25 protein-coding genes and 3 tRNA genes are annotated in these 22,547 nt (G+C 66.9%); 9 read left to right on the plus strand and 19 right to left on the minus strand.

Translation table 11 applies throughout. The features are described 5' to 3' along the window. The first annotated feature begins 24 nt into the window (after positions 1-24). Together dxs and ACWW36_RS20370 are read left to right on the plus strand one after the other, a co-directional pair. On the plus strand, positions 25-1,938 hold the full coding sequence (gene dxs / locus ACWW36_RS20365) for a 1-deoxy-D-xylulose-5-phosphate synthase (protein WP_456137780.1): 1,914 nt from the start codon (positions 25-27) through the stop codon (positions 1,936-1,938). After that, positions 1,938-2,312, plus strand: a complete 375-nt coding sequence (locus ACWW36_RS20370) for a glyoxalase superfamily protein (RefSeq protein ID WP_456137781.1) — start codon at positions 1,938-1,940, stop codon at positions 2,310-2,312. Before dxs ends, ACWW36_RS20370 begins: the two co-directional genes overlap by 1 nt. Before the next feature lie 51 nt (positions 2,313-2,363). Here ACWW36_RS20370 and ACWW36_RS20375 read toward each other — a convergent pair whose 3' ends face one another. Next, positions 2,364-3,638, minus strand: a complete 1,275-nt coding sequence (locus ACWW36_RS20375; RefSeq protein ID WP_456137782.1) for an HRDC domain-containing protein — start codon at positions 3,636-3,638, stop codon at positions 2,364-2,366. Positions 3,639-3,640: 2 nt separating this feature from the next. Beyond that, a complete protein-coding gene (locus tag ACWW36_RS20380) occupies positions 3,641-4,222 on the minus strand; it encodes a DUF3000 domain-containing protein (RefSeq protein WP_456137783.1) in 582 nt (193 codons plus the stop codon). 92 nt (positions 4,223-4,314) lie between these two features. Between ACWW36_RS20380 and ACWW36_RS20385 the strand changes: the two genes are divergently transcribed. The 5 genes from ACWW36_RS20385 to ACWW36_RS20405 all read left to right on the plus strand — a co-directional run bounded on the left by ACWW36_RS20385 (position 4,315) and on the right by ACWW36_RS20405 (position 11,325). After that, positions 4,315-5,766, plus strand: coding sequence for a pentapeptide repeat-containing protein (locus ACWW36_RS20385; RefSeq protein WP_456137784.1), 1,452 nt, complete (start codon positions 4,315-4,317; stop codon positions 5,764-5,766). A 36-nt stretch (positions 5,767-5,802) separates the two neighbouring features. Continuing rightward, positions 5,803-6,852: a uroporphyrinogen decarboxylase gene (hemE, locus tag ACWW36_RS20390; protein ID WP_456137785.1), complete on the plus strand. Its 1,050-nt coding sequence runs from the start codon at positions 5,803-5,805 to the stop codon at positions 6,850-6,852. Beyond that, on the plus strand, positions 6,849-8,207 hold the full coding sequence (locus tag ACWW36_RS20395) for a protoporphyrinogen oxidase (RefSeq protein WP_456137786.1): 1,359 nt from the start codon (positions 6,849-6,851) through the stop codon (positions 8,205-8,207). The genes hemE and ACWW36_RS20395 overlap by 4 nt, the downstream gene beginning before the upstream one ends. Position 8,208: 1 nt before the next feature. Beyond that, the gene (hemQ, locus tag ACWW36_RS20400) at positions 8,209-8,913 is read left to right on the plus strand and encodes a hydrogen peroxide-dependent heme synthase (protein WP_456137787.1); all 705 of its coding nucleotides are present in this window, start codon (positions 8,209-8,211) and stop codon (positions 8,911-8,913) included. A gap of 84 nt (positions 8,914-8,997) precedes the next feature. Continuing rightward, positions 8,998-11,325: a putative bifunctional diguanylate cyclase/phosphodiesterase gene (locus tag ACWW36_RS20405; RefSeq protein ID WP_456137788.1), complete on the plus strand. Its 2,328-nt coding sequence runs from the start codon at positions 8,998-9,000 to the stop codon at positions 11,323-11,325. Here ACWW36_RS20405 and msrB read toward each other — a convergent pair. Genes msrB through ACWW36_RS20425 form a run of 4 tightly spaced genes read right to left on the minus strand, consistent with a single transcriptional unit; the run spans position 11,291 to position 15,441 of the window. Next, positions 11,291-11,701, minus strand: coding sequence for a peptide-methionine (R)-S-oxide reductase MsrB (gene msrB, locus ACWW36_RS20410; protein ID WP_456137789.1), 411 nt, complete (start codon positions 11,699-11,701; stop codon positions 11,291-11,293). The two genes, ACWW36_RS20405 and msrB, sit on opposite strands and share 35 nt — an antisense overlap. Positions 11,702-11,751: 50 nt before the next feature. Further along, the gene (gene aftC / locus ACWW36_RS20415) at positions 11,752-13,068 is read right to left on the minus strand and encodes an arabinofuranan 3-O-arabinosyltransferase (RefSeq protein ID WP_456137790.1); all 1,317 of its coding nucleotides are present in this window, start codon (positions 13,066-13,068) and stop codon (positions 11,752-11,754) included. Between the two features lie 21 nt (positions 13,069-13,089). Beyond that, a complete protein-coding gene (locus tag ACWW36_RS20420; RefSeq protein ID WP_456137791.1) occupies positions 13,090-14,643 on the minus strand; it encodes an alpha/beta fold hydrolase in 1,554 nt (517 codons plus the stop codon). 24 nt (positions 14,644-14,667) lie between these two features. After that, complete coding sequence (locus ACWW36_RS20425) at positions 14,668-15,441, minus strand: pyrimidine reductase family protein (protein ID WP_456137792.1); 774 nt, start codon at positions 15,439-15,441, stop codon at positions 14,668-14,670. Positions 15,442-15,475: 34 nt separating this feature from the next. Here ACWW36_RS20425 and zapE point away from each other — a divergent pair, with 34 nt between their 5' ends. Continuing rightward, positions 15,476-16,510 carry a cell division protein ZapE gene (gene zapE, locus ACWW36_RS20430; RefSeq protein ID WP_456137793.1) on the plus strand — a complete coding sequence of 345 codons (1,035 nt, stop codon included), beginning with the start codon at positions 15,476-15,478 and terminating at the stop codon, positions 16,508-16,510. 75 nt (positions 16,511-16,585) lie between these two features. Here zapE and ACWW36_RS20435 read toward each other — a convergent pair whose 3' ends face one another. The 7 genes from ACWW36_RS20435 to ACWW36_RS20465 are packed head-to-tail and all read right to left on the minus strand — an operon-like array spanning position 16,586 to position 20,499. Next, a complete protein-coding gene (locus ACWW36_RS20435; protein WP_456137794.1) occupies positions 16,586-17,116 on the minus strand; it encodes an N-acetyltransferase family protein in 531 nt (176 codons plus the stop codon). A gap of 4 nt (positions 17,117-17,120) precedes the next feature. Then, positions 17,121-17,645, minus strand: a complete 525-nt coding sequence (locus tag ACWW36_RS20440; RefSeq protein WP_456137795.1) for a hypothetical protein — start codon at positions 17,643-17,645, stop codon at positions 17,121-17,123. 46 nt (positions 17,646-17,691) lie between these two features. Beyond that, on the minus strand, positions 17,692-18,114 hold the full coding sequence (locus ACWW36_RS20445; RefSeq protein ID WP_456137796.1) for a PPOX class F420-dependent oxidoreductase: 423 nt from the start codon (positions 18,112-18,114) through the stop codon (positions 17,692-17,694). Between the two features lie 40 nt (positions 18,115-18,154). Continuing rightward, positions 18,155-18,748 (minus strand): methylated-DNA--[protein]-cysteine S-methyltransferase, encoded by a 594-nt coding sequence (locus tag ACWW36_RS20450; protein ID WP_456137797.1) that lies wholly within the window; start codon positions 18,746-18,748, stop codon positions 18,155-18,157. Beyond that, entirely contained in the window at positions 18,745-19,227 is a 483-nt protein-coding gene (locus ACWW36_RS20455; protein WP_456137798.1) for an RNA polymerase sigma factor, read from the minus strand. The genes ACWW36_RS20450 and ACWW36_RS20455 overlap by 4 nt, the downstream gene beginning before the upstream one ends. Positions 19,228-19,262: 35 nt before the next feature. Continuing rightward, entirely contained in the window at positions 19,263-19,973 is a 711-nt protein-coding gene (locus ACWW36_RS20460) for a Clp protease N-terminal domain-containing protein (protein WP_456137799.1), read from the minus strand. Positions 19,974-20,022: 49 nt separating this feature from the next. Continuing rightward, positions 20,023-20,499, minus strand: coding sequence for an SRPBCC family protein (locus ACWW36_RS20465; RefSeq protein ID WP_456137800.1), 477 nt, complete (start codon positions 20,497-20,499; stop codon positions 20,023-20,025). Positions 20,500-20,573: 74 nt separating this feature from the next. Between ACWW36_RS20465 and ACWW36_RS20470 the strand changes: the two genes are divergently transcribed. Further along, a complete protein-coding gene (locus tag ACWW36_RS20470; RefSeq protein WP_456137801.1) occupies positions 20,574-20,930 on the plus strand; it encodes a helix-turn-helix transcriptional regulator in 357 nt (118 codons plus the stop codon). Between the two features lie 9 nt (positions 20,931-20,939). Here the strand turns inward: ACWW36_RS20470 and ACWW36_RS20475 are convergent, their stop codons facing one another. The 6 genes from ACWW36_RS20475 to ACWW36_RS20500 form a co-directional block, all read right to left on the minus strand. Next, complete coding sequence (locus ACWW36_RS20475; RefSeq protein WP_456137802.1) at positions 20,940-21,362, minus strand: hypothetical protein; 423 nt, start codon at positions 21,360-21,362, stop codon at positions 20,940-20,942. 74 nt (positions 21,363-21,436) lie between these two features. Then, positions 21,437-21,817, minus strand: a complete 381-nt coding sequence (locus ACWW36_RS20480) for a hypothetical protein (RefSeq protein WP_456137803.1) — start codon at positions 21,815-21,817, stop codon at positions 21,437-21,439. A 65-nt stretch (positions 21,818-21,882) separates the two neighbouring features. Then, complete coding sequence (locus tag ACWW36_RS20485) at positions 21,883-22,035, minus strand: hypothetical protein (RefSeq protein ID WP_456137804.1); 153 nt, start codon at positions 22,033-22,035, stop codon at positions 21,883-21,885. A 243-nt stretch (positions 22,036-22,278) separates the two neighbouring features. Continuing rightward, positions 22,279-22,353, minus strand: a tRNA-Val gene (locus ACWW36_RS20490). Positions 22,354-22,366: 13 nt separating this feature from the next. Next, a tRNA-Cys gene (locus tag ACWW36_RS20495) sits at positions 22,367-22,440 on the minus strand. 27 nt (positions 22,441-22,467) lie between these two features. Next, positions 22,468-22,540, minus strand: a tRNA-Gly gene (locus ACWW36_RS20500). Positions 22,541-22,547: the final 7 nt, after the last annotated feature.

The raw sequence follows: 22,547 nt of genomic DNA on the forward strand, positions 1-22,547 counted from the left end.
AGGCCGCCTGCGTACACTGGCGGAATGCTTGAACAGATCCGCGGTCCCGCCGATCTGCAGCACCTGACCCAGCCGCAACTGACCGGTCTGGCGCAAGAAATCCGGGAATTCCTGATTCACAAGGTCGCTGCAACAGGTGGACACCTTGGCCCCAATCTGGGTGTCGTGGAGCTCACACTGGCACTGCACCGCGTGTTCGACTCGCCGCACGATCCGATCATCTTCGACACCGGCCATCAGTCCTACGTGCACAAGATGCTGACCGGCCGATCGCTGGATTTTGACACGCTGCGCAAGAAGAACGGGCTGTCGGGTTATCCGTCGCGCGACGAGAGCGAGCACGACTGGGTCGAGTCCAGCCATGCCAGCTCGGCGCTGTCGTACGCCGACGGGCTGGCCAAGGCATTCGAGCTGTCCGGGCACCGCAACCGCCACGTCGTGGCCGTCGTCGGCGACGGCGCGCTGACCGGCGGCATGTGCTGGGAGGCGCTGAACAACATCGCCGCGGCGCGCCGGCCGGTCATCATCGTCGTCAACGACAACGGCCGCAGCTATGCGCCCACGATCGGCGGGTTCGCCGAACACCTGGCAGGACTGCGGCTGCAGCCCGGCTACGAGAAGGTGCTCGACGAAGGCCGCAGGGTGGTCCGCGGAGTGCCGCTCATCGGCGAGCTCTGCTACCAGTGCATGCACTCCATCAAGGCGGGCATCAAGGACGCCCTGTCACCGCAGGTGATGTTCACCGACCTCGGCCTGAAATATGTCGGCCCGATCGACGGCCACGACGAGCACGCAGTGGAGAGCGCGCTCCGTCACGCGAGGGGCTTCAACGCCCCGGTGATCGTGCATGTGGTGACCCGCAAGGGCATGGGCTATCCGCCCGCCGAGAACGACGAAGCCGACCAGATGCACTCCTGCGGCGTGATCGACCCCGAGACCGGGCTGGCCACATCGGTGCCCGGCCCCGGCTGGACGTCGGCGTTCTCCGAGGCGCTGATCCGGTTCGCCGCCAAGCGCCGCGACATCGTGGCGATCACGGCCGCGATGCCCGGCCCGACGGGGCTGAGCGCCTTCCGCCAGCGGTTCCCCGATCGATTCTTCGACGTCGGCATCGCCGAGCAGCATGCGATGACGTCGGCAGCCGGGCTGGCGATGGGCGGCATGCACCCCGTCGTCGCCATCTACTCGACGTTCCTGAACCGGGCGTTCGACCAGGTGATGATGGACGTCGCGCTGCACAAGCTGCCCGTGACGATGGTGCTCGACCGGTCGGGTGTCACCGGCCCCGACGGCGCAAGCCACAACGGCATGTGGGATCTGTCGATGCTGGGCATCGTGCCCGGCATGCGGGTCGCCGCGCCGCGCGACGGTGCGCGGCTGCGCGAGGAACTCGGCGAAGCGCTCGACGTCAACGACGGTCCCACCGCCATTCGCTTCCCGAAAGGCGATGTGGGCGAAGACGTTCCGGCCCTGGAGCGACGCGGGGGAGTCGACGTGCTCGCGGTCCCGGCCGACGGCCTGTCCGACGACGTGCTCCTGGTGGCCGTCGGACCTTTCGCGTCGATGGCGCTGGCGGTCGCCGAGCGGCTGCGCAACCAGGGCATCGGCGTCACCGTGGTCGACCCGCGATGGGTGTTGCCGGTGCCAGACGGGATCGGCGAGTTGGCGCGGGCGCACAAGCTCGTCGTCACGGTTGAGGACAACGGCGTGGCAGGCGGTGTCGGATCGGCGGTGTCGGCGGCGCTGCGGCGCGCCGAAATCGACGTGCCGTGCCGCGATGTCGGGTTGCCACAGGAATTCTTCGCGCAGGCCTCGCGCGGCGAGGTGCTCTCCGACGTCGGCCTGACCGACCGCAACATCGCCCGCCAGATCACTGGCTGGGTCGCCGCGCAGGGCGCACCCGTCGCCGAGCGCGAAGTCAGCGAGCATCTCGACTGATGACCGACGTCCGCATCGGCCCTCCCGTGCCGATTCTGCGGATCTTCGACACGGACCGTGCCCTGGACTTCTACTGCGGCTACCTGGGCTTTCACAACGACTGGGAGCATCGCTTCGAACCCGATTTCCCGGTCTACATCCAGGTCAGCCGGTCGGAGGCGGTGCTGCATCTGTCAGAGCACTACGGCGACGGCAGTCCCAACACCGCGGTGTGGATTCCGGTCAGCGATATCGAGGCGCTGCACCGCGAACTCATCGACCAGCAGCACGGGTATTCACGGCCGGGCATCGAATATGACGCGCCGGGCGGTCCGACCGTCGACGTCATCGACCCGTTCGGCAACATGCTGCGGTTCTGCCAGCGCTCCGGCTAACCCGCGCGAGCAGACGCAAAAGGACCCAAAACCGCGGCGTGTCGGGGACTTTTACGTCTGCTCGGCGGTAGAAAGGGCCTCCGCTAGCACCGGGACGACGAGCTCGCGCTGCCACAGCCGCACCTGCGCGTCGCGCAGGAATTCCTCGACGGCCGCGGCGATGTCCTCGACCGGCTGCCAGTCCCACATGAGCCGCCGGACCACCTCTGGCGAGACGATGTTCTCGGCTGGCACCGAAACCCGTTGCGACAGTTCGGCTAACGCTGCCCGGGCCGCATCGAGCCGTACCGCCGCTTCCGGTTTACGCCGGGCCCACCGCGATGCGGGCGGCGGGCCGTTCGACGGCTCCTGCGCCTGCGGCGGGTCTGCCGTTCGCGCCCGGGCCAGCGCGTCCAGCCACACCTGCGCGCTGCGGCGCTGACGATTCCCGCCGAACACGGGCAGCGCGGTCAGCTTCTCGACGGTGTCGGGATTGACCGTCGCCGCGTTGATGATCGCGGAGTCGGGCAGGATGCGGCCGGGCGCGATGTCGCGGCGGCGGGCGATCTGATCGCGCGTCTGCCACAGCTCCCGCACCGCCGCAAGCGCCTGCGGGTTGCGCACCTTGTGGATACCCGACGTGCGACGCCATCGATCCCGCCGCGTCGGCGTCGCCTCGTAAGTTCGTAGATACTCGAATTCCTGTGCGGCCCAATCGGTTTTGCCCTGCTCCTCGAGCACCGCGGCGATCGCGTGGCGCAAATCGAGCAGCACCTCCACATCCAACGCCGCATAGTTCAGCCAGTCGTGGGGCAGTGGGCGCTTCGACCAGTCCGCCGCGCCGTGTCCCTTCGTCAGCTGCAGGCCCAGCAGCCGCTGCACCATCGCGGCCAGGTTCACCCTGTCGTAGCCGGCCAGCCGGCCCGCCAACTCTGTGTCGTACAGCTTCGTCGGCTTCATACCGATCTCGGCCAGACACGGCAGGTCCTGATCGGCTGCGTGCAGCACCCACTCGTCGGTGGTCAGCACCTCCGCCACGGGCGCAAGCGTCGTCACCGGGTCACGGCCGTGGTTCACCGGGTCGATGAGCACCGTGCCCGCGCCGGCGCGGCGAATCTGCACCAAATACGCGCGGCTCGAGTACCGAAAACCGGACGCGCGTTCCGCGTCCACTGCGAACGGGCCGGTCCCTGACGCCAAAAGCTCTGCGGCCCTGGCGATTTCGCCGGTGCTGATGGCCAGTTCAGGGACGCCGTCGCGGGGCGCCAGCAGGGGGGTGGCTTCTGGCTCTTGAGACTCGTCGCCGTTGGAGTCCGCGCTGAAGCCAGCCTCCACCGACTCGGCCATCGTCAGGCGCGCGTCCGGGAGCTCAGATCGGTGACCCCGGTGGGGGGCAGGCCTGCGGCGTGCTCGAGCACCTCGCAGAAGGCCTGCACATGCGGGCCCAAATCCAGACTCGTGGCCGTCCAGGACGCCCTCAACTCGAGCTGGTGAGCCCGCGGCGGGCCCGAGATGTCGCCGTAGCGGACCGACGTCGTCGCGGTGACGGTGCCGCCCAGCGCGGTGACGTGCTCGGCACGCGACTCCAACGCCTCGACGAGCCAACTCCACGCCACCTCCGGCAGCAGCGGGTCGACCGCCTCACTGGAGTCGAGATCGGCCTGAATGTAGGCGACCAGCCGCATCGTGCCGTCCCACGCCTCGGCGCCCTCGGGATCGTGCAGCAGGATCAGCCGGCCGAACGCGTCGCCCTCCGACCGCTCCGGGACGATGGCCGTTTCGGCGTGCCGAACCTCGGCGCCGAGTGCGTAGCTATACGGCGCCAGCCGCTGCGGCGGGCGGATCGGACCCAGCTCGATTTCCGGTCGCACGGTGGTGGCATTCATCGCCGCCACCGCTTCACGGAACTGAGCCGGTTCGGCGGTGGTCATGCCGATTGACGCTAGACCATTTGGCCTGGCCTGTGCGCAGGCGCGCCGATTTTCCGGCCCGACGGGTATAGCGGGAATGAGACGATGTGATCATGGCCGAACGGGTGGCGGATGCGATCTCCGAAATTGCCCGGCCCAACCGCGACGAACAGCCAGAAAAACCGCAGATCCAGGCCGATCCTGCACACCGGCGTCCCAGGCTGCTGCGAAACATCCCACCTGTGGTGGTCGCATTTCTGGTCCTCGCGGTCGCCGTGGCGGCCGGATGGGCGACATTCTGGGTGCTCGGCCGACCCGTCATCGCCGACCGGCCTGGGCTGAAATTTGCGGGTTCTGTGCCGCTGCGCGTGGTGGCTGCCATCGTGGTGGCAGCCGTCGCCGGCGGCCTGGTCGCGTGGATGTTCAGGCCCGCCCAAACGCTAGGGCGCGGTTTTCGTAGCACACTCACCGCCTCGCGGCGGCACACTGCCCGCATTCCGTTGTTCCTATCCGTGGTGGCAGCTGCCGTGCTCGGTGTCGGCCTGGCCGTGCTGGCGACGTGGGCCGTCAGCGGCGACCTCTTCAAGCATCCGGCGGAGCCGAACGCGCTTGACGTGGTCAGGGCCGCAACGCCAGCCATTGCGGGTGCGGTCATCGCGGTCGCACTCGTGTTGGTGTTCCGGCGCCAAAAGGACTCGGAGAGAGCACGTTTCGCGCAGCGGTTCGGCGCCGCGTCGGCCCAGCTCGGCGATTCGGACGTGGCTGTGCGCATCGGCGGGGTGTACGGGATGGCGGCCGTTGCGGATGAAAGCACCACGTTTGCCCACCGCCAGCAGTGCATCGACGTGCTGTGCGGCTACCTTCGGCTGCCGTACGACCCGGACTTCGGCAGCAGCCATCTCAGTGAATTCGTCTCGACCACCACATGGTCGGCGACCCCGCCGGCCACCAATATCGAGGAGCAGCGCCGTCAGGCGATACGCCAGAACGACCGCGAAGTCCGCAAGACGATCGTCCGGGCAATCGCGCGTCACCTGCGGCGCGGCGCCGACACCAGCTGGTCTGCAAACGACTTCGACTTCACCGGCGTGCTGTTCGAGGACGCCGCCTTCGACGGGGCCCGTTTCGGCGGCCGGCATGTTTCCTTCGGCGGCGCGACGTTCACCGACCAGAACACCTCGTTCGACGACGCCATATTCACCGCCGAGACGGTCTTGTTCGACGGTGCGAAATTCGAATCCGCGGTGACCACATTCGACGGCGCCACATTCGCGGCCCGCTACACGTCGTTCGACGAAGCCGCGTTCGGCGGCAAGAGCGTGTCCTTCGACGACGTCCGATTCGCGGGCGAGTATGTCTCGTTTCGCGGTGCCGCCTTCGCAAGCGAAAAGTCCACGTTCTCGTCCGCGAAGTTCAAATGCCTGCGCGCATCGTTCGTTTCGCCCGCCGACTGGCGCAACGTCGAATTCGACTGGGACAACGCCCCGGCGGGCAGTCCACAAGGCGTTCCGCGGTGCATCACGCCGCGGCCGTGGCCGCCCAACCTGGTGACCGCCGAGGCGTAGGAGCCCGACTCGGCGGTCATGGCAGCATTAGAGCCGATGAACACCCGTCGTGAGCTGCCCGAGTCGCCGTACCTTGCCGCGGCAGGCGGCCGCAAACCCAATCGCGTGCCGGTGTGGTTCATGCGGCAGGCCGGGCGCTCGCTGCCCGAGTACCGGGCGCTGCGGGCCAAGAACACCATGATGCAGGCATGCTTCGATGCCGAGTTGATCACCGAGATCACGCTGCAGCCGGTGCGCAGGCACGGCGTGGATGCCGCCATCTTGTTCTCCGACATCGTGGTGCCGCTGCGCGCGTCGGGCATCAAGCTCGACATCGTGCCCGACGTCGGCCCCGTCATCGACCATCCGGTGCGCACCACCGCCGACGTGAAGGCGATGAAACCTCTTGAGCAGCAACAGGTTGCGCCGGTCGCCGAGGCCGTCAGGTCGCTCGTGTCCGAACTGGGGAACGTTCCGCTCATCGGGTTCGCGGGTGCTCCGTTCACGCTGGCGTCCTACCTCGTCGAGGGCGGCCCGAGCCGCCACCACGAGCGCACCAAGGCGATGATGCTCGGCGAGCCCGACACCTGGCACGCGCTGATGACGACGCTGACCGACGTCACGATCGCGTTCCTGCAGACGCAGGTGGCGGCCGGTGTGGATGCGATCCAGGTTTTCGATTCATGGGCAGGGACACTGTCGCTGGCCGACTACCGCACGTCCGTGCTGCCGCACAGCGCACGGGTGTTCCAGACGCTGTCCGGCGAGGGCGTCCCGATGACCCATTTCGGTGTGGGTACCGCCGAACTTCTTGGCGCGATGTCGCAGGCCGGCGCGACCGTCGTGGGCGTGGACTGGCGGACGTCGCTGACCGACGCCGCTGCGCGCGTGGAGCCTGGCACCGCGCTGCAGGGCAACCTCGACCCCGTGGTGTTGCTCGCGGGCTGGCCGGTGGTCGAACGCGCGGTCCGCGGTGTCGTGGAGGACGGCCGTCGCGCGGTTGACGCCGGAGCGGTCGGTCATGTGTTCAACCTCGGCCATGGGGTGCTGCCCAGCACCGATCCCGGTGTCATCACCGACGTCGTCGCACTGGTGCACAGCCTGTGAGTGCAACGTATTGCGTTGTCGGCGGCGGCATTTCGGGCCTAGTCGCCGCGTACCGGTTACGCGTCGCTGCGGGCCCGGACGCGTCGATCACGGTGTTCGACCCCGCGGATCGGCTGGGCGGAGTGTTGCGCACCGAGCGGGTGGGCGGGCAGCCGTTGGACGTCGGCGCGGAGGCGTTCGTCGCGCGGCGGCCGGAGGTGCCCGCGCTGCTGGCCGAACTGGGCCTTGCCGGCAAGCAGATCGGCACCACCGGCGCGCGGCCGCTGATCTACAGCCAAAGCCGGTTTCACCCGCTGCCGAAGGACACCGTGCAGGGCATCCCGGCGAACCCGTCGGCGCTGGCCGGATTGGTCGACGACGCGACGATCGCGCAGATGGTCGACGAACGAACCCGCCCGCTGCGATGGCGCCCAGGAGCCGACCCCACGGTCGCGGAACTGGTCGGGGACCGGTTTGGTCAGCAGGTCGTGACACGTTCGGTCGACCCGCTGCTCACGGGCGTATACGCCGGATCGTCAGCGTCCATCGGCGTGCGCTCTGCCGCCCCGACGCTGGCCATGGCGCTGGACCGCGGTGCGCCCAGCCTGACCGACGCCGTGCGCGAGGCGCTGCCACCGCCGATCACCGGCTCCGTCTTCGGCGCGGTCGACGGCGGATACGCGGTTCTGGTCAACGAGCTCATCCGGCGCGCCGACATCCGGTGGGCCCAGGTGGCCGTCCAGCGGGTCGACCGCGCCGCGCGTGGCTGGGAGCTGATCGACGACGAGGGCGGCCGCTGGCGTGCCGACGCCGTCGTGCTGGCCGTCCCCGCACCCGCATTGCCAAGGCTCGTCGACGGCGTCGCGCCGAGGACCGCGGCCGCTGCGCGGCGCATCGCGGTGGCATCGGCTGCCGTCGTGGCGCTGGCATTACCCGGCGGCACACCGCTGCCAGACCAGTCCGGCGTACTGGTGGCCCACGGAGAACGGTTGCGCGCCAAAGCGATTACGCTGTCGTCCCGCAAATGGGGGCGGCGCGGCAACGCCGAGCTGGTGCGGCTGTCGTTCGGGCGATTCGGTGACGACTTGGCGCGCAGCGCTGGCGACGAGGACCTGTTGGCGTGGTCGGCGCAGGACCTCGCGACGCTGTTCGGCGTGGCGGTCGAACCGGTCGATTGCCATGTGGCGCGGTGGATCGACGCCATGCCGCAATACGGGCCCGGGCACGGTGACCTGGTTGCCGAGCTGCGGGCCGGTCTGCCGCCGACGCTGGCGGTCGCCGGCGGTTATCTGGACGGCATCGGGGTGCCCGCTTGTGTAGCCGCGGCGGCACGGGCGGCAGCGGCGGTGGTGGTGTCCGGCGTGGCACGATGGTGATATGTCCAAGCTCGATTACGACGCCATCAACGCCACTATTCGGTACCTGATGTTCTCGGTGTTCGCTGTGCGGCCGGGAGCGCTTGGCGACGAGCGAGCCGCCAGGGAAAAGGTGGCCGACGAGACCGCGACCTTCCTCAAACAACAGGAAGACAGCGGCGTCGTCGTGCGCGGGCTATACGACGTCGCGGGACTGCGGGCCGACGCGGACTTCATGATGTGGACGCACGCCGAGACAGTCGAGGCGTTGCAGGCCACGTATTCGGACTTCCGCCGCACGACGACGCTGGGCCGCGCGACGACTCCGGTGTGGAGCAATGTGGCGCTGCATCGTCCGGCCGAATTCAACAAGAGCCACATCCCGGCGTTTCTGGCCGGCGAGGAGCCCGGCGCCTACATCTGTGTGTATCCGTTCGTCCGGTCGCTGGACTGGTACCTGCTGCCCGACGACGAGCGGCGGCGAATGCTCGCCGAGCACGGGATGGCCGCCCGCGGTTACAAGGACGTGCGAGCCAACACCGTGCCGGCTTTCGCGCTCGGCGACTACGAGTGGATCCTGGCGTTCGAGTCGCCAGAATTGCACCGGATCGTCGACCTGATGCGCGACTTGCGTGCTACCGACGCCCGCCGGCACGTCCGCGAGGAGACGCCGTTCTTTACCGGCCCGCGCGTCGGCGTGGAGGAGCTCGTCGCAAAGCTGCCGTAGGCGTTTGCTACTGCGTCGGTCAACACGGCCGCGGATATGTTTGACTGCGCAATCGGCGACGAGATTGTTGCTAGCCTCTGACCGGTGCCGAAGTTCTCGTTGGCGATGGGTCTCGCCACGACTGCAGCCGTCGCGTGGTCCGCGTGGCTCGTCGGCGGCTGGGGCGGCCAATGGACTGTCCAGACCGCGGACTCCGTTGGCATGGTCGCCGTTACGGTGTTCTCGGCCGTATGCGCGGGATTGGCCGCGCGGTCGGAAAGTGGGCGCCGGCGCCGCGCGTGGATCTGGCTCACCGTAGGGCTCGCGGGTTACGCCGTCGGCGCGGCAATCTCGGCTTCCTACCACGTGTTTGCCGGGATGGAACACAGGCCTTTTCCGTCCGCGGCGGACGTTCCCTTTCTCGTCTTCAAGATCACAGCCTGCGTGGCGCTGGTGCTGTTTCCCGGCGGATTCTCGGGTCACTCTCGGATCCGCATCCTGTTCGACGGCCTGATCGTCGCCATTGCTCTGTTCGAAGTGGCTTGGGTTGCAGTGCTGCACGATGTCTACGAGTCGCAAGCAGGTGGCCGGTCCGCGCTGTGGGTGTCGGTGGCATATCTCGTAACCGGCATCTGCATCATCACCGTGGCGCTACTTGTGTTGGCTCGCGCCCGAACGGACCAACGCGCGACGTTGATACTGCTGACCGCAGGAATCATCGTAAATGCGTTGACGGGCGGTGCATTTGTCTATCTGACGGCCCACAGCCTCTTCGACAGAGGCGTTTTCGTTGACATCGGCCGAGCCGCGGCGTTGTTGGCCTTCGGAATAGCCGCCTTGATCAGCCGAGGGGCAGCACCGACCGGGGTGCAAACCCGGACGGTCCCGGCACAGGTGTCGGTGTGGTTGCCCTACCTACCGGTCGTGTTGGCGACGGCGGCGTGCACAAGCGCCATCCTCCGCAGGCCGGGATTCGCTCCCATCATCGTGTCGTCGGTCTTGCTGATATCGGTTGTGCTGGCGCGGCAGTTCATCGCCGTTTCGGAAAACCGGCGGCTATTGGCGATGACGGCCGATCAGGCTTTACGCGATCCGCTTACCGGCCTTGCGAACCGCGCGCTGTTCCGCGACCGTTTGACGCACGCGATGCAATTGCATCAGCGGGACAAGCAGTCGGTGGCGGTGCTGTCCATGGATCTCGACGATTTCAAACTGGTCAACGACAGCCTTGGGCATCCCGCTGGAGACTCGCTGCTGGTGCAGGCGGCGGAGCGGATTCTCGGTTGTGTGCGGACGGGTGACACCGTCGCGCGGTTGGGCGGCGACGAGTTCGCCGTCTTGATGGAGGGCCCGGCCGACCATTCGCGCCGGGTCGCGCAGCGGGTGGTGCAGGCCTTCGACGAACCGTTCTTCATCGACGGGCACGACATTTTGGTGCGGCCCAGCATCGGACTCGCTGTGGTGCCCTCCGACGACCGCGACGTGTCGGCTGACGGGCTGATGAAACAGGCTGACGTCGCGATGTATTCGGCGAAACGCTCGCGGGCCAGCGGGGTGCACAGCTTCAGCCCGGACATGTATCTCGTCGATCCGAACGAAATCGATGTGGCCAGGCGGACGTACGGTAACGGCGCGGCGACGGCGGTGCGGCTGCTGGGCCAGCTGCGCCACGCCATTGACAACGGTGGCTTGAGCTTGGTTTACCAACCGAAGTTCGATCTGCGCGACGAGCGAATCGTCGGCGTCGAAGCACTGGTTCGGTGGCCACATCCGGAACGAGGTCTTCTGAGCCCCGACCACTTCCTGCCCCTGGTTCGTGAGCACGGCCTGATGCGCTCCGTCACCGAATTCGTGCTAGCCCGGGCCGTTGATGATGCGGCCCAATGGAATTCGCGAGCTGTAGGTGTGCCGATCGCTGTCAACGTCTTCGCCCCGTCGCTGGGCGATCTCGACTTGCCGAAGCAGATCCTGAGTGCGCTCGGCCGCCGCAACTTGAGCACGGATGCGCTGACGCTGGAGATGACCGAAGACGTGCTGGCCGACAACATGGACAGGACCCGACGGGTGCTTGAACGGTTGCGGCATCACGGAATTCGGGTCGCGATCGACGATTTCGGCAGTGGCTACTCGGCATTGAGCTATCTGCACGACCTGCCCATAGACGAAGTCAAGCTCGATCGCCAGTTCATCGCGCCGGTTCTCGTCGACTGGCGTGCCGCCGCGATCGTCCACGCGGTCATCGATCTTGCGCATGTCTTGGGCGTGATGACCGTCGCCGAGGGCGTTGAGGATGCGGTGACGATCGCGAGGTTGCGTGAGTACGGCTGCGACGTCGCGCAGGGGTACTACTACAGTCCGCCGATCACCGCTGACGAGATGTTCGAGATGCTGTCGTCGGCTACGAGGGCACCAGCCGCAGCGAGATTGAGTTGATGCAGTACCGCTGATCAGTCGGCGTCGGGTAGCCCTCACCCTCGAAGACGTGTCCGAGGTGGCTGTGGCAGTTGGCGCACAGCACCTCGACGCGGTGCATGCCCAGCGAGTCGTCGGTCCGCAGGATCACCGCGTCCGAGTCGGCCGGATCGAAGAACGACGGCCAGCCGCAATGGGATTCGAACTTCTCGCTGCTACGGAACAGCTCGGCGCCGCAGGCGCGACATTCGTAGACACCTTCCGTCTTGGTGTCGGTGTATTCGCCGGTGAACGGCCGCTCGGTGCCGGCCTGGCGCAGTACCGCGAACTCCTCGGGGGTCAGCTTCTTGCGCCACTCGTCGTCGGTGAGTTGCAGCTTGGGGGCTGGAGTCGTCATACGTCCACGCTAGCGTCGCGCCGCCGTCCTGCCCAGTCCATCGGCAGTGCTCACGCCGGAGCGACGTCCTTTTGCTCCGCGTCTTTCATCCACAACGGGTCGATGCCATCGTCGAGCCGTCCGTCGGCCTTGGCATCCAGGTAGCGGAAATAGAGCACGCAGAACACGACCACGAGCATCAGGCACCAGCCGTAGGTGAACTTCATGTACTCCAGGAAGCGGCCCGTCGTCGGCCAGTGTCCGAGCAGCCACCGGTCCGCACTCATGAACCCGTAGATCGCCAGCCACGCCGGCCAATTGCGGATCACCGAGTTGCGAAGCACCACCGTCATCAAGAACGGGAACAACATCATCGAGTAGTAGCCCTGGCCCAGCGACAGCACCAGATACGACGCGATCAACAGCACGCCGGACGATGTCGCCATCCAGAACAACGGGTCGCGGGTACGGTAATAGCGGTACAACAACCACAGGCTGGCGATCGCCAACGCCGCAAAGGCAATGCGCAGCAACAGAATCAACCACATCGGCAGGCCGTAGTAGACGCCGTTGCCCTGAATCGAACTGTTGAAGTAGTCGCGGATCGTGAAGATGTACGGCAGCGTGCCGGTGACGAAGTTCATCGGATCCTTCACCCGGAACCTCGCCACGGGGCTGAGTACTGCCACCAGATTGAACACCAGCGGTACGGCGAATGCCGTAACCAAAGCTCGCCACTGCCGATTCAGCAGCGGCAGTAGCAGCAGTGGCCCCAGTAGCGGCTTGACCACCAGCGAGAGCCCGATCGCGACCCCGGCCCACCACTGGTGGCTGACCTTGCCGTCGAGCAGCCAGCGGAAGAACAACACCTCCAGCAGCAGGATGCAGCCGTTGATGTTGCCGAAAACCAGTGTGTTGATGACGCTTTCGGTGGAGAACATCGCGACGAGCAGAGCGGGCAAAGCCACCGAACTGAAGCCGTAGTTGAACAGTCGCACCAGCAGGTAGGCGGCGATCACGATCGCAATCGTGTTGAACGTGATGAACCAATACCTCGACGCGTCGACGGGCAGGTACCCGAACGGCGCCATCAGCAGCGTGCCGCCGGGCGGGTACAGATAGTGCGGGTCTACGTGGTCGAAGTGCTCGTTGTAGATGTCCCAGCCCATTTTCAAATTGATGACGGCGCGGTACACGGGCCCGTAGTCATCGGTGATGTAGCCGTTGGTGGCCAAGACATAGCTGCGATGAATGATGAACAAAATCGCCAACGGCCACAGAATCGACCGCAGCACCATTGCCAAGCTAGGAGGCGCTGTGCGGGGTGCGAACAAGTTGAGCAGGCCGGTACGAATGGAGTCTGGTGCCGCCACCAGCGCACCGTACACCGAGCGCGCGAGGCGCTGGCGTCAGGCCGGGCAGTACGTGTCGGTGGCAGGCACGTTGCCGCTGTCCAGGTAGCCGATGATCGGCGGCAGCGCGCAAGCGGAGTAGATGCTGGCGCCGTGCCCGATGCCCTGCCACATCACCCGCTTACTTGAGGTGCCCGCGTTGATCACCGTCGCGGCGACGGCGGCGACGCCCTCGTTGCCGACGATCGGATCGTTCTGCACACCCAGCAGCAGGACGGGGATCTTCAGGTTCTTGGGGTCCTGCGGCGCCGATCCGCTCGGCCAGCTCAGGCATTTGACCAGACTGAGCGCGCCGACGGCGCCGAACTGCGGGTAGAGCTTGTCCCACGCGACCACCAGCTCGCGGACCCGGTCCGGAGTCGGCCGGTTCAGTGAATCGCTGCAGCCGTTGACGAATTGGCCGTCGGTCTGGCGCAGGTTCTCCGCGGCGGTGATCAGGTTGGTCATCTCGTTGGCATTGCCGGATCTGGCCGCGGCGACGGCGGTGGCGAGGTCGTTGCGGTCACCGCGCGGGTAGGCCAGCGTGGTGGCGATCGCGTCGGCGACCGCTGCGACCGAAGCGCCGGCCGGGCCGCGGCCGTCTCGCGCGGCGGCCAGCAGCGAGTCGATCGCCGCCTTCGGGTCGGGCGCCAGCGGGCAGTTGGCGGCCGCGCACTGTGCGGCCCAGGCGTCCAGCGACGTCTGCTCACCCTTGACGCGCTGCTCCATCGCTGCCTCGGCGGCGATGCCCAGCGGCAGCGGCGAGTCGAGCATCAGCCGCGCCACCTTGTTGGGGTGCGATCCGGCGTAGGCCAGCGCGATCTGCGCGCCGTTGCCGATGCCCAGCAGCGCCAAGGTCGGCACGTCCCAGGTGCTGCGCAGCCGTTCGATGTCCTCGGCCGCATGCGCGTTGTCGTACGCCGAGTCGCCGGGTGCGATGGTGTCGGTGCAGCTGGTCGTGGCCGTCTGCGCGATTGCGCCCAAGTTGGCGACGGGGTCGTCGCCGGACTGGAACTGCGCCTGGTCGAGCATCCGCTGGCGGTCATAGAGGTCGCGGCAGTCCAGCGCGCCCGACATGCCTGTGCCGCGTCGGTCGACCGCCACGATCGGGTGGGTCTTGAGCACGTCGGCGCCCGCGCGGGAGAGCCACACCGGCAGCTGTGTCGACGACGGCAGGTCCGATCCCGTGGTCATCACGAGCGGCCCGGCGTCCTCCGGGGTCTGCGGTCCCTTGGCGCGCACCACGCCGATGCTCACGGTTCCGGTCGCACCGCTGATGGGGTCGAGGTCGGCGTCGTAGCTGGCACAGTCGAGCTTGACGCCGGGGAGCGGCTGGACGGCCGCGTCGCTGAACACTCGCGATGTGCAATCGCGCCAGGACAGGTCTTGCTTCGGCGCCTCGATCGGCGGCGGGCCGGACGGCGCCTTGGTGGTCTGCGGCTGTCCCTGTGGGCCGGCGCCCGAGTCGGTGGCGTAGCGCGGGTTGGCGGCCAGGCCTGGCGTGCAGGCAGTGGCGAGCGCCAATACAGTTGCCAGGCTCAGGGCCTTTGCGAGCTGACGACGCCGACGCATGCCGACCACGGTACCGATTGTTTTCTACCCGGCTTTGACGTAGCGGCTGTACAGGTAGCCGTCGTCGTCGGTCAGCAAGTGGGTGCGCCGCATCGTGGTGTGCACGTTGCCCATTCCCGTCACGATGCGTTTGGAGCCGCCGCCGACCAGGATCGGCGCGATGGTCAGGCACAGCTCGTCGAGAAGGCCGTCTTCGATCAGCGTGCCGAGGAACAACGGGCCGCCCTCGGTGAGCACACGGTAAAGACCGCGGTCGGCCAGGATTTTCAGGACGGTCGCGGAGTCGACGGAGTCGGGTTCCGAAGCCGACGCGTCGATGACCTCGGCCACAGAGCCGAGCCGTCGGCGCGCGTCGTCTTGGAACCGGCTGGTGGTCAGGATCAGCGGCGGTACCTCGGTGCGGGTGAACAGCAGGGCATTCGGATCGATGTTTCCCGACCGGGTGATGACGGCGATCGGCGGCACCTCGGCCTGTCCGCGGCGCTGGCGGGCCTGGCGAGCAGAGACGGGAAGCTGGGCGCCGGAGTAGTTCTCGATGCGCACGGTGGAGGCGCCGACCAGGATGACGTCGGCGGCATGGCGCATCAACGAGAACACGGCGCGGTCGCCCGCCCCGGCCAGCCCGCCGGCCTTCCCGTCATCGGTGGCCCCGCCGTCGAGGCTGGTGATCATGTTGCCGCGCACCCAGCAGGACTGCAGGTCGTCGGGGTAGGCGTAGAAGTCGGTCAGCCGGGCGTCATCGACGTCGTCGACCGGTCCTAGCAGTGTGAGCTCGATCCCGGCACCGTCCTGGGGCATACGCAGAATTCCAGCACGCCACTATGGTGCAGCCATGCACGGGTCCGGCGGTGTGGCGCATCTGGTCGATCGGCATCCCAGCGTCACGCCCGAGCGACTCATCGCCCAGCTGATACCGCCGCCGACATTTTCCGACGTCAGCTTCGACACATACAGGCCGGATCCGGCCGAGCCGTCGCAGGCGGCGGCCGTGCAGTCGTGCCGGCAGTTCTGCGAGCAGGCCGTGGCGCGGCGGGCCGGGAAGAAGAAGGTGTTCGGCAGGCGTGCGGTGTTGCCGGGCGTGGGGCTGTACCTCGACGGGGGGTTCGGTGTCGGCAAGACGCACTTGCTGGCGTCGTCGTACTACTCGGTTTGTGCGGCCGGTGCCGCGCCCGCGGCCTTCGCGACATTCGGCGAGCTGACGCAATTGGCCGGGGTCTTCGGCTTCGTCGAATGCATCGAACTGCTCGCCGACTACGTGGTCGTGTGCATCGACGAGTTCGAGCTCGACGACCCCGGCAACACCACGCTGATTTCCCGGCTGTTGTCGCAATTGGTGGAGCGTGGGGTGTCGGTGGCGGCGACGTCGAACACGCTTCCGGAGCAGCTGGGGGAGGGCCGCTTCGCGGCGCAGGATTTTCTGCGTGAAATCCACACGCTCGCTTCGATTTTCACCACCGTGCGCATCGAGGGTCCTGACTATCGGCATCGCGATCTGCCGCCGGCGCCGGTACCGCCCAGCGATGAGGAGGTCGCCGCTCGCGCCGCCGAGGTGCCGGGTGCAACGCTCGACGACTTCGACGCGCTGTGTCGTCATCTGGCGACGATGCATCCGTCGCGCTATCTGACGTTGATCGAGGGCGTGACGGCGGTGTTCATCACCGGCGTGCGTCCGATCGACGACCAGAACGTCGCGCTGCGGCTCGTGTCGTTGACCGACCGGCTTTATGACGCCGGCATCCCGGTAGTGGCCTCGGGCGCGAAGCTGGACACCATCTTTTCCGACGAGATGCTGGCCGGCGGCTTCCGAAAGAAGTACCTGCGTGCAACGTCGCGCCTGCTGGCTTTGACCGCGGCGGGTCAGCGCTAAATCGCCGGCGAGCGTGCAGCCTTGTACACAAAATGGGGCGCCGCGCGTACCAGACTGCGCGCTCGGCGCCCCGCCTCAAAGCGGGCGCACCATCACGTAGTCGTTCTCGATGCCTGCGCCGAGCCGAAAAGTCTTGGTGCCGTTGATGGTAAAGCCGTGTTTGGCGTAAAAGCGTTGCGCCCGTTCGTTTCGCTGGTTGACGCCCAGCCAGACGCACTTGGCATCCATCTCGGTGGCGCGCTGCAGCGCGGCGGTCATCAGCGCGGCGGAGACGCCGGCGCCGTGACTGTCGGGCAGCACGTACATCTTCGACAGCTCGACGGCCGGGCGCAGCGTGACCGCGTGTTGAACGTCGTCGTCGTCGGGAACCCCGCGAATCAGCATGAGGTAGCCCACGATTCGTGCGTGTTCGCGCGCCGCCAGCACCACGCGGTCGGCGTCGGCCATATATTCGCGGAAGCGCGACTCCGACAGGTTCTCGTCGATGAACGCGGCGATGTTCTCCCGCGTCACCGACGGGGGACAGGCGAGCGGAAAGGTGCGTGCGGCGACGTCAGCGAGTTCGGGCAGATCCGCCTCGACGGCCGTGGTGACGTCAACGGTCACGGCTTTACGGTAGCGGTGCTCCCGGCTGCCAGATGTTCCACTGGGCCAGGTGCTCTCCGGACTTCGGGTCCAGCAGCACGACGTTCGTCACGAGGGCGCGATAGACCTGCCAGTAGACGGCGCCGTTGACCGTCGCCCCCGGCGGGGCGTTCACCAGCGCGTTCTGCAGTGCGTCGGGTGCGTCGGTGTTCTTGGGTGCGTACGCGTCGGCGTACGGCGTCACTCCGTTGAACGAAAACGCCAGGGCCATCGCATACGGGGTCGGTGCCTGGATGGTGTGGATGGTGATCAGGGCTTTCCACGGACCGCCTTCGTTGATCCACCGCGGTGAGCCGGTCGGGTGATAGCCCGGCGGGGGATCGGTGGGAATGACGTCGTGCACCGTGACGTCGGCGACGATCCCCTTGTACTCGACGCGCAGCGTCTCACCCAGATTGCCGATCGGGGAGCCCTCGGCCGATGCGGGCGGGGCGATGAAGCCCGCGACGGCCGCGAGCACGGCGATGAGCAACACAAAGCAGCGGCGCATCACCGAATGATGGCACAAACTGAAACGTGTTACAGCGGGTTGGCCGTCAGGGCGTCCCTGGACCGAACCCGCCGACCTTCTCGATCCGGACGCGGGTCAGCAGTCCTTCGGGGGCGTTCGGCGGCGGGAAATGCTCGTCGCTGCCCAGCATCGCCTTGGCCAGCTTCTTGAGCAGCGCGGGGGCGCCGCCCTCCTCGATGCGGGCGGTACCGGTGATGGTCAGGTAGGGCGTCTGCTGGAGCGGGTGCCTGGTGGACAGGATGGTGACTGCCACGCGGGGGTCACGGCGGATGTTGCGGGTCTTCTGGTATTCGGCGAGATGTGCGGCGACGAGCTCGTCGCCGTCGGGGGTGGACTCCAACGCCATCCACACAACGGTCGCCTGAGGGCTGCCGTCGGGGTTGATGGTGACCAGCGTTGCGTCGGTACCTTCACCAATGAGTTCACGCGCCGCGTCGTTGAGTTTCATGTCCTTGTTCTACCGCCGCGGCCGCGGATTCATTCCCGTATCAGGCCGCCTCGAGATCCAGCAGCGTCGACTTGGCCAGCGGGCCGCCGACGTATTGACCCGTCGAGCCGTCCGAGCGCACGACCCGATGACAGGGGATCACCACCGGCAGCGGATTGTGGGCGCAGGCCGTTCCGACCGCCCGCACGGCTTTCGGGTTGCCGATCGCGGCGGCCACGGTCGCATAGCTCTCACGTCGTCCGTAGCCGATGGCGCGCAGGTGCTCGATGACGCTGCGGCGGAAGCCCTCGGCGAGCCGCAGGTCGACGGGGACCTCAAAGATGGTGCGGCGCTTGGCGAAATACTCGTCGATCTGGCGAGCCACGTCGTCGAGCCGGGCGGGTGCGCGCAGGATTCGTGGACTCACGGCATCGGCGATGTGGGCCAGCACGGCGTCGTGGCCTTCGATCTCGTAGGCCACCCGGACCAGGCCGACGGTGCTGGCAGCGAGCAGCAGCGAGCCGACGGGAGTGTCGAGCGTGCGATAGGCGACGTCGAGAATGCCGTCAGTGTCGGCATCGCGCTCCAGCCGTTGGTGCAGCCGGGCCAGTGCGCCGTCGTCGGCGTCGAGTTCGTCAAAGAGATTGGTAGTCATGCTGTTTCGTCCTCACGGTAGTGCTTGCGGAGAGTCTTGAGTCCGTCGGCGGCGGCGCGACGCGCGGCGTCGGGGGAGTTGTCGAGCAGCTCGGCGATTTCGGCGAACGGCAGGCCGGCGATGTAGTGATAGGCCAGCGCCTGACGTTGTTTGGTGGGCAGCCGCTGCAGCGCGGACCAGAGGTCGGGGTCGCGGGCGGCGGGGTCGGCATGGGCGGCGGGGCGCTCGGGCAGCGTGTCGGTGGGTATCGGCCGGCGTGAGGTGGCGCGGCCGACGTCGATGGCGCGGCGGTGCGCGATCGTGACGAGCCAGGCCTCGACGTTGGCGTCGGCGGGTAGGTCGGGATAGGCGCGCAAGGCGGACAAAAACGTCTCCGACCAGGCGTCGTCCGCGTCGACGGGCCCGACGACGGCTCGGCAGACTCGCAGCACGGTCGCGCCGTGCTGGGCCACCACCTCTTCGAACGGGCGCACCTTCACATTCTGAAGACGCCGCGGCCGCTGTGGATGTGAGATCAGGCTTTGTAGGACTCGAGCGCGGCGACCAGCTCGCGCTCGAAGCGCTCCTTGTCGACGCCGAGCCGGTGCAGCGTGCCGTCGTCGTCCTCGGCTTCGTACAACGCAAGCAGGATGTGCTCGGTGCCGACGTAGTTGTGGCCCAGCCGCAGTGCCTGGCGGAACGTCAACTCCAGCACCTTCTTGGCTTGACCGTTGAACGGGATCAACACCGGCATCTCGTCGACGCGCGCCGGCAGGGTCACTGCCTTGGTGACGGCATCAGCGTCGATGCCTTGCGCGGCAAGCAGTTTGGCGGCGAGACCGCCGGGATCGGTGAACAAGCCGAGCAGCAGGTGGGCCGGCTGGATTTCGTTGTTGCCGGCGGCGTGGGCCTTGTTCTGTGCTTCGACGACGACGTTGCGTGCGCGTGGGGTGAAGCGGGCGAAGCCGGCCTGCGGGTCGAACGCGGCATCGGGCTTGGGCACGAACCGCTTCTGCGCGGCCTGTTTGGTGACACCCATGCACTTGCCGATCTCGGTCCACGACGCCCCGGACTTGCGGGCCTGGTCGACGAAATGTCCGATCAGGTGGTCGGCGATGTCCCCGAGGGCGTCGGCCGCGATCACCGCGTCGGTCAACTGGTCCAGCGGTTCGTCGTGCACCTTCTTGATGGCGCTGATCAGGTCATCGAGACGAACGGGATTGGTGATCTTGGCGGACTCGGTCATGCCGTCAACTCTAGGTTGACGACTTTGGTTCGTCAACCTTTGGTTGACGCTAGCCGCGGGGGTATCCGCGCCGCACGGTGCGGTCGAGGATGCCCAGGGTCGCGCGCAGCGCGCTTTCGGGCACGACCGGGAAGATGTTGGCCTCACGCCACTGCGGGTCGATGTCGGACCAGTCGTAGAACGAGGTGACCAGGGTGCCCTCGGCCGCCGATTCGAGCCGGTAGCCGTAGATGTGGCCGATCTGCGGACGGATCCGGCCGAGGATCGTCCAGGCGATCAGCCGGTCCTTCTCGAATTCGCGGATGGTGACCGTGACGTCGTATTTGCCCATTGGGTAGTCGCCCAGTGCCTCGCGGTCCATGTGCACGACGAAGCTGTCGTCGACGGCCCGTACTGGATCTCCCTCGGCGTCCTGGAGCATGCCGGAGGCGTCAATCGCGACGTGGCCTTGGGGATCGCAGAGAACCGCGAAGATGTCGGCCGCGGGCGCGGCGATGGTGCGCTGGACTTCGATGCGTTCGGGCATGGCCAAAATCGTGTCAGGCGAAAAGTGTGCCGGAGCCGGTTTCGGATTTTGCCGGCGGGGTATATCGCTGGCTAATGCTGAAGCTCGTCGAAGCGACCACCGCGCAACCGAAGTTGTTGCGCGAGGCAATCGGCTTCATACACGACAACGCCCACCGCGACATCGGGCTGACCGACATCGCGTCGGCGCTCAACGTCACGCCGCGCTCGGTCCAGTACGCGTTTCGTCGCCACCTCAACACGACGCCGCTGGAGTACTTGCGACGCGTGCGCCTCGCCCACGCTCACCGCGACCTGCAGGCGGCTGACCCCGCCCACGACACCGTGATGGATATCGCGGGCAAGTGGGGGTTCAGCCACGCCGGGCGGTTCAGCGTCATCTACCGGGAGACGTTCGGCAATCCGCCCAGTAAGACTCTGCGCGGGGCGTAGGGCGCGGGGTTATCCCTGGAAGAAGCCGTCGCGGGTGAAGAAGCCGGGCTGCCAGCCCTGCTCGCCGAGGCAGAGCAGGGGACGGCCGTCAGGTGATTGGGCCGCCGATTGAGGCTTCGGGCAGGGCGCGCCGATGTCCTGCACGCCGTACAACTCGTAGGTCGTGACCCAGAACCCGGTAGTCACCGGTGGCCACTGGTTCTCGATCCACCGGCACTGCAGGGCTTCACCGCCGGGGCCGCGCCCGAACGTGAAGAAGTCCATGTTGTCGCAGGGCCCGGCGAGGTGGGCGTCGTAATTCATGCCCGGAACGTCGGTGTCGTAGTGCCCAGGCCGGTCGAAATACAGGTTGCCGTCGTCGGCGACGGCAGTGGGCGCCATGCAGATGGCAACTCCCGCTATCGCAGCGCTGGCAAAGATTTCGCGAATCATGTCCCACCCCTAGGTCGTGATACCCGGTTGGCCTATGGAAGCGAAGCCTAACGGGTGTCGTCTCGTCGTGGTGGTCACCGGACGAAAACGTCCAGCGGGATATCAACCCGTTCATGTCGGCCCTCGATGCGAAAGCTGTAGACATGCCGGCCGCCGGCGGGCTCGATCGGCAGCGCTATCTGCGTCGCGACGATGAACTTCATCGGGGTGGAGAGGTCGAAGTTCATTCCGTGAGCCGGTGTCCACACCTGTCCGGTCGGCCCAGCCGCATCGATGCGTAGGCCGAACTGCTGGCCGATGTCGTCGGGCTGGGTATCGCACAGCACGACGCAGTTGCAGCGGATGCCGACGGATCCTTTAGCGACTGTGGTGCTCGTCCAGAAGCCACCCTCGACGTTGAGCATGTCACTGACGATTTCGGCTTTATTGGCGAGGAACGCTCCGGTTAGTCGCATTCATCGAAAGCTACCGGCATATTGCAGCGAGGTTCTGCAGAACCGCCAGCGAAAGCGTGTGGGAGTCAGTCGTGCTCGGCGCTTCCGGCGTGGGCCGTCCGGTGTTTCGGCGTTGCGTGCTTACGGCCATAGCTGTCGTCGTTCATCGCGATGCTGATGATGATGAGTGATGCGATGACGACGAGCAGTACCAAGCGCATAGCCATATCGGGGCTCATGAGTAGCGTCCTTCCGCCAGGTTGAGGCGGGCTATGGAACCCTGCGGTGCTCTCATTGCTGCCTCCAAGCATTTGTTGACACCGAGGTTATGAATTTGCCGGGCGCTTGCTCGGGAGGCGTTGGGCACCGGGCTTAGGGCCGAAAGTCCCAAAACGTACGGCGGCGGGGAGGTCTGGCGAACTCAAGAGGGGGCAGGCGCAGTGATCGACCCAGGGTCGTTGCTTGGTCAACTACGAGAACTGTGGTGCGCGATACTGGGATTGAACCAGTGACCTCTTCCGTGTCAGGGAAGCGCTCTCCCGCTGAGCTAATCGCGCCGGGGGTTCCAACTGGAGGTGGAGACGGGAATCGAACCCGTGTGCACGGCTTTGCAGGCCGTTGCCTCACCACTCGGCCACTCCACCGCTGGGGTTGATGCCACTGCACCTTCGAGCGGATGACGGGATTCGAACCCGCGACCCTCACCTTGGCAAGGTGATGCGCTACCAACTGCGCTACATCCGCGCGCCAC

This window comes from Mycobacterium sp. MMS18-G62, assembly GCF_053877835.1.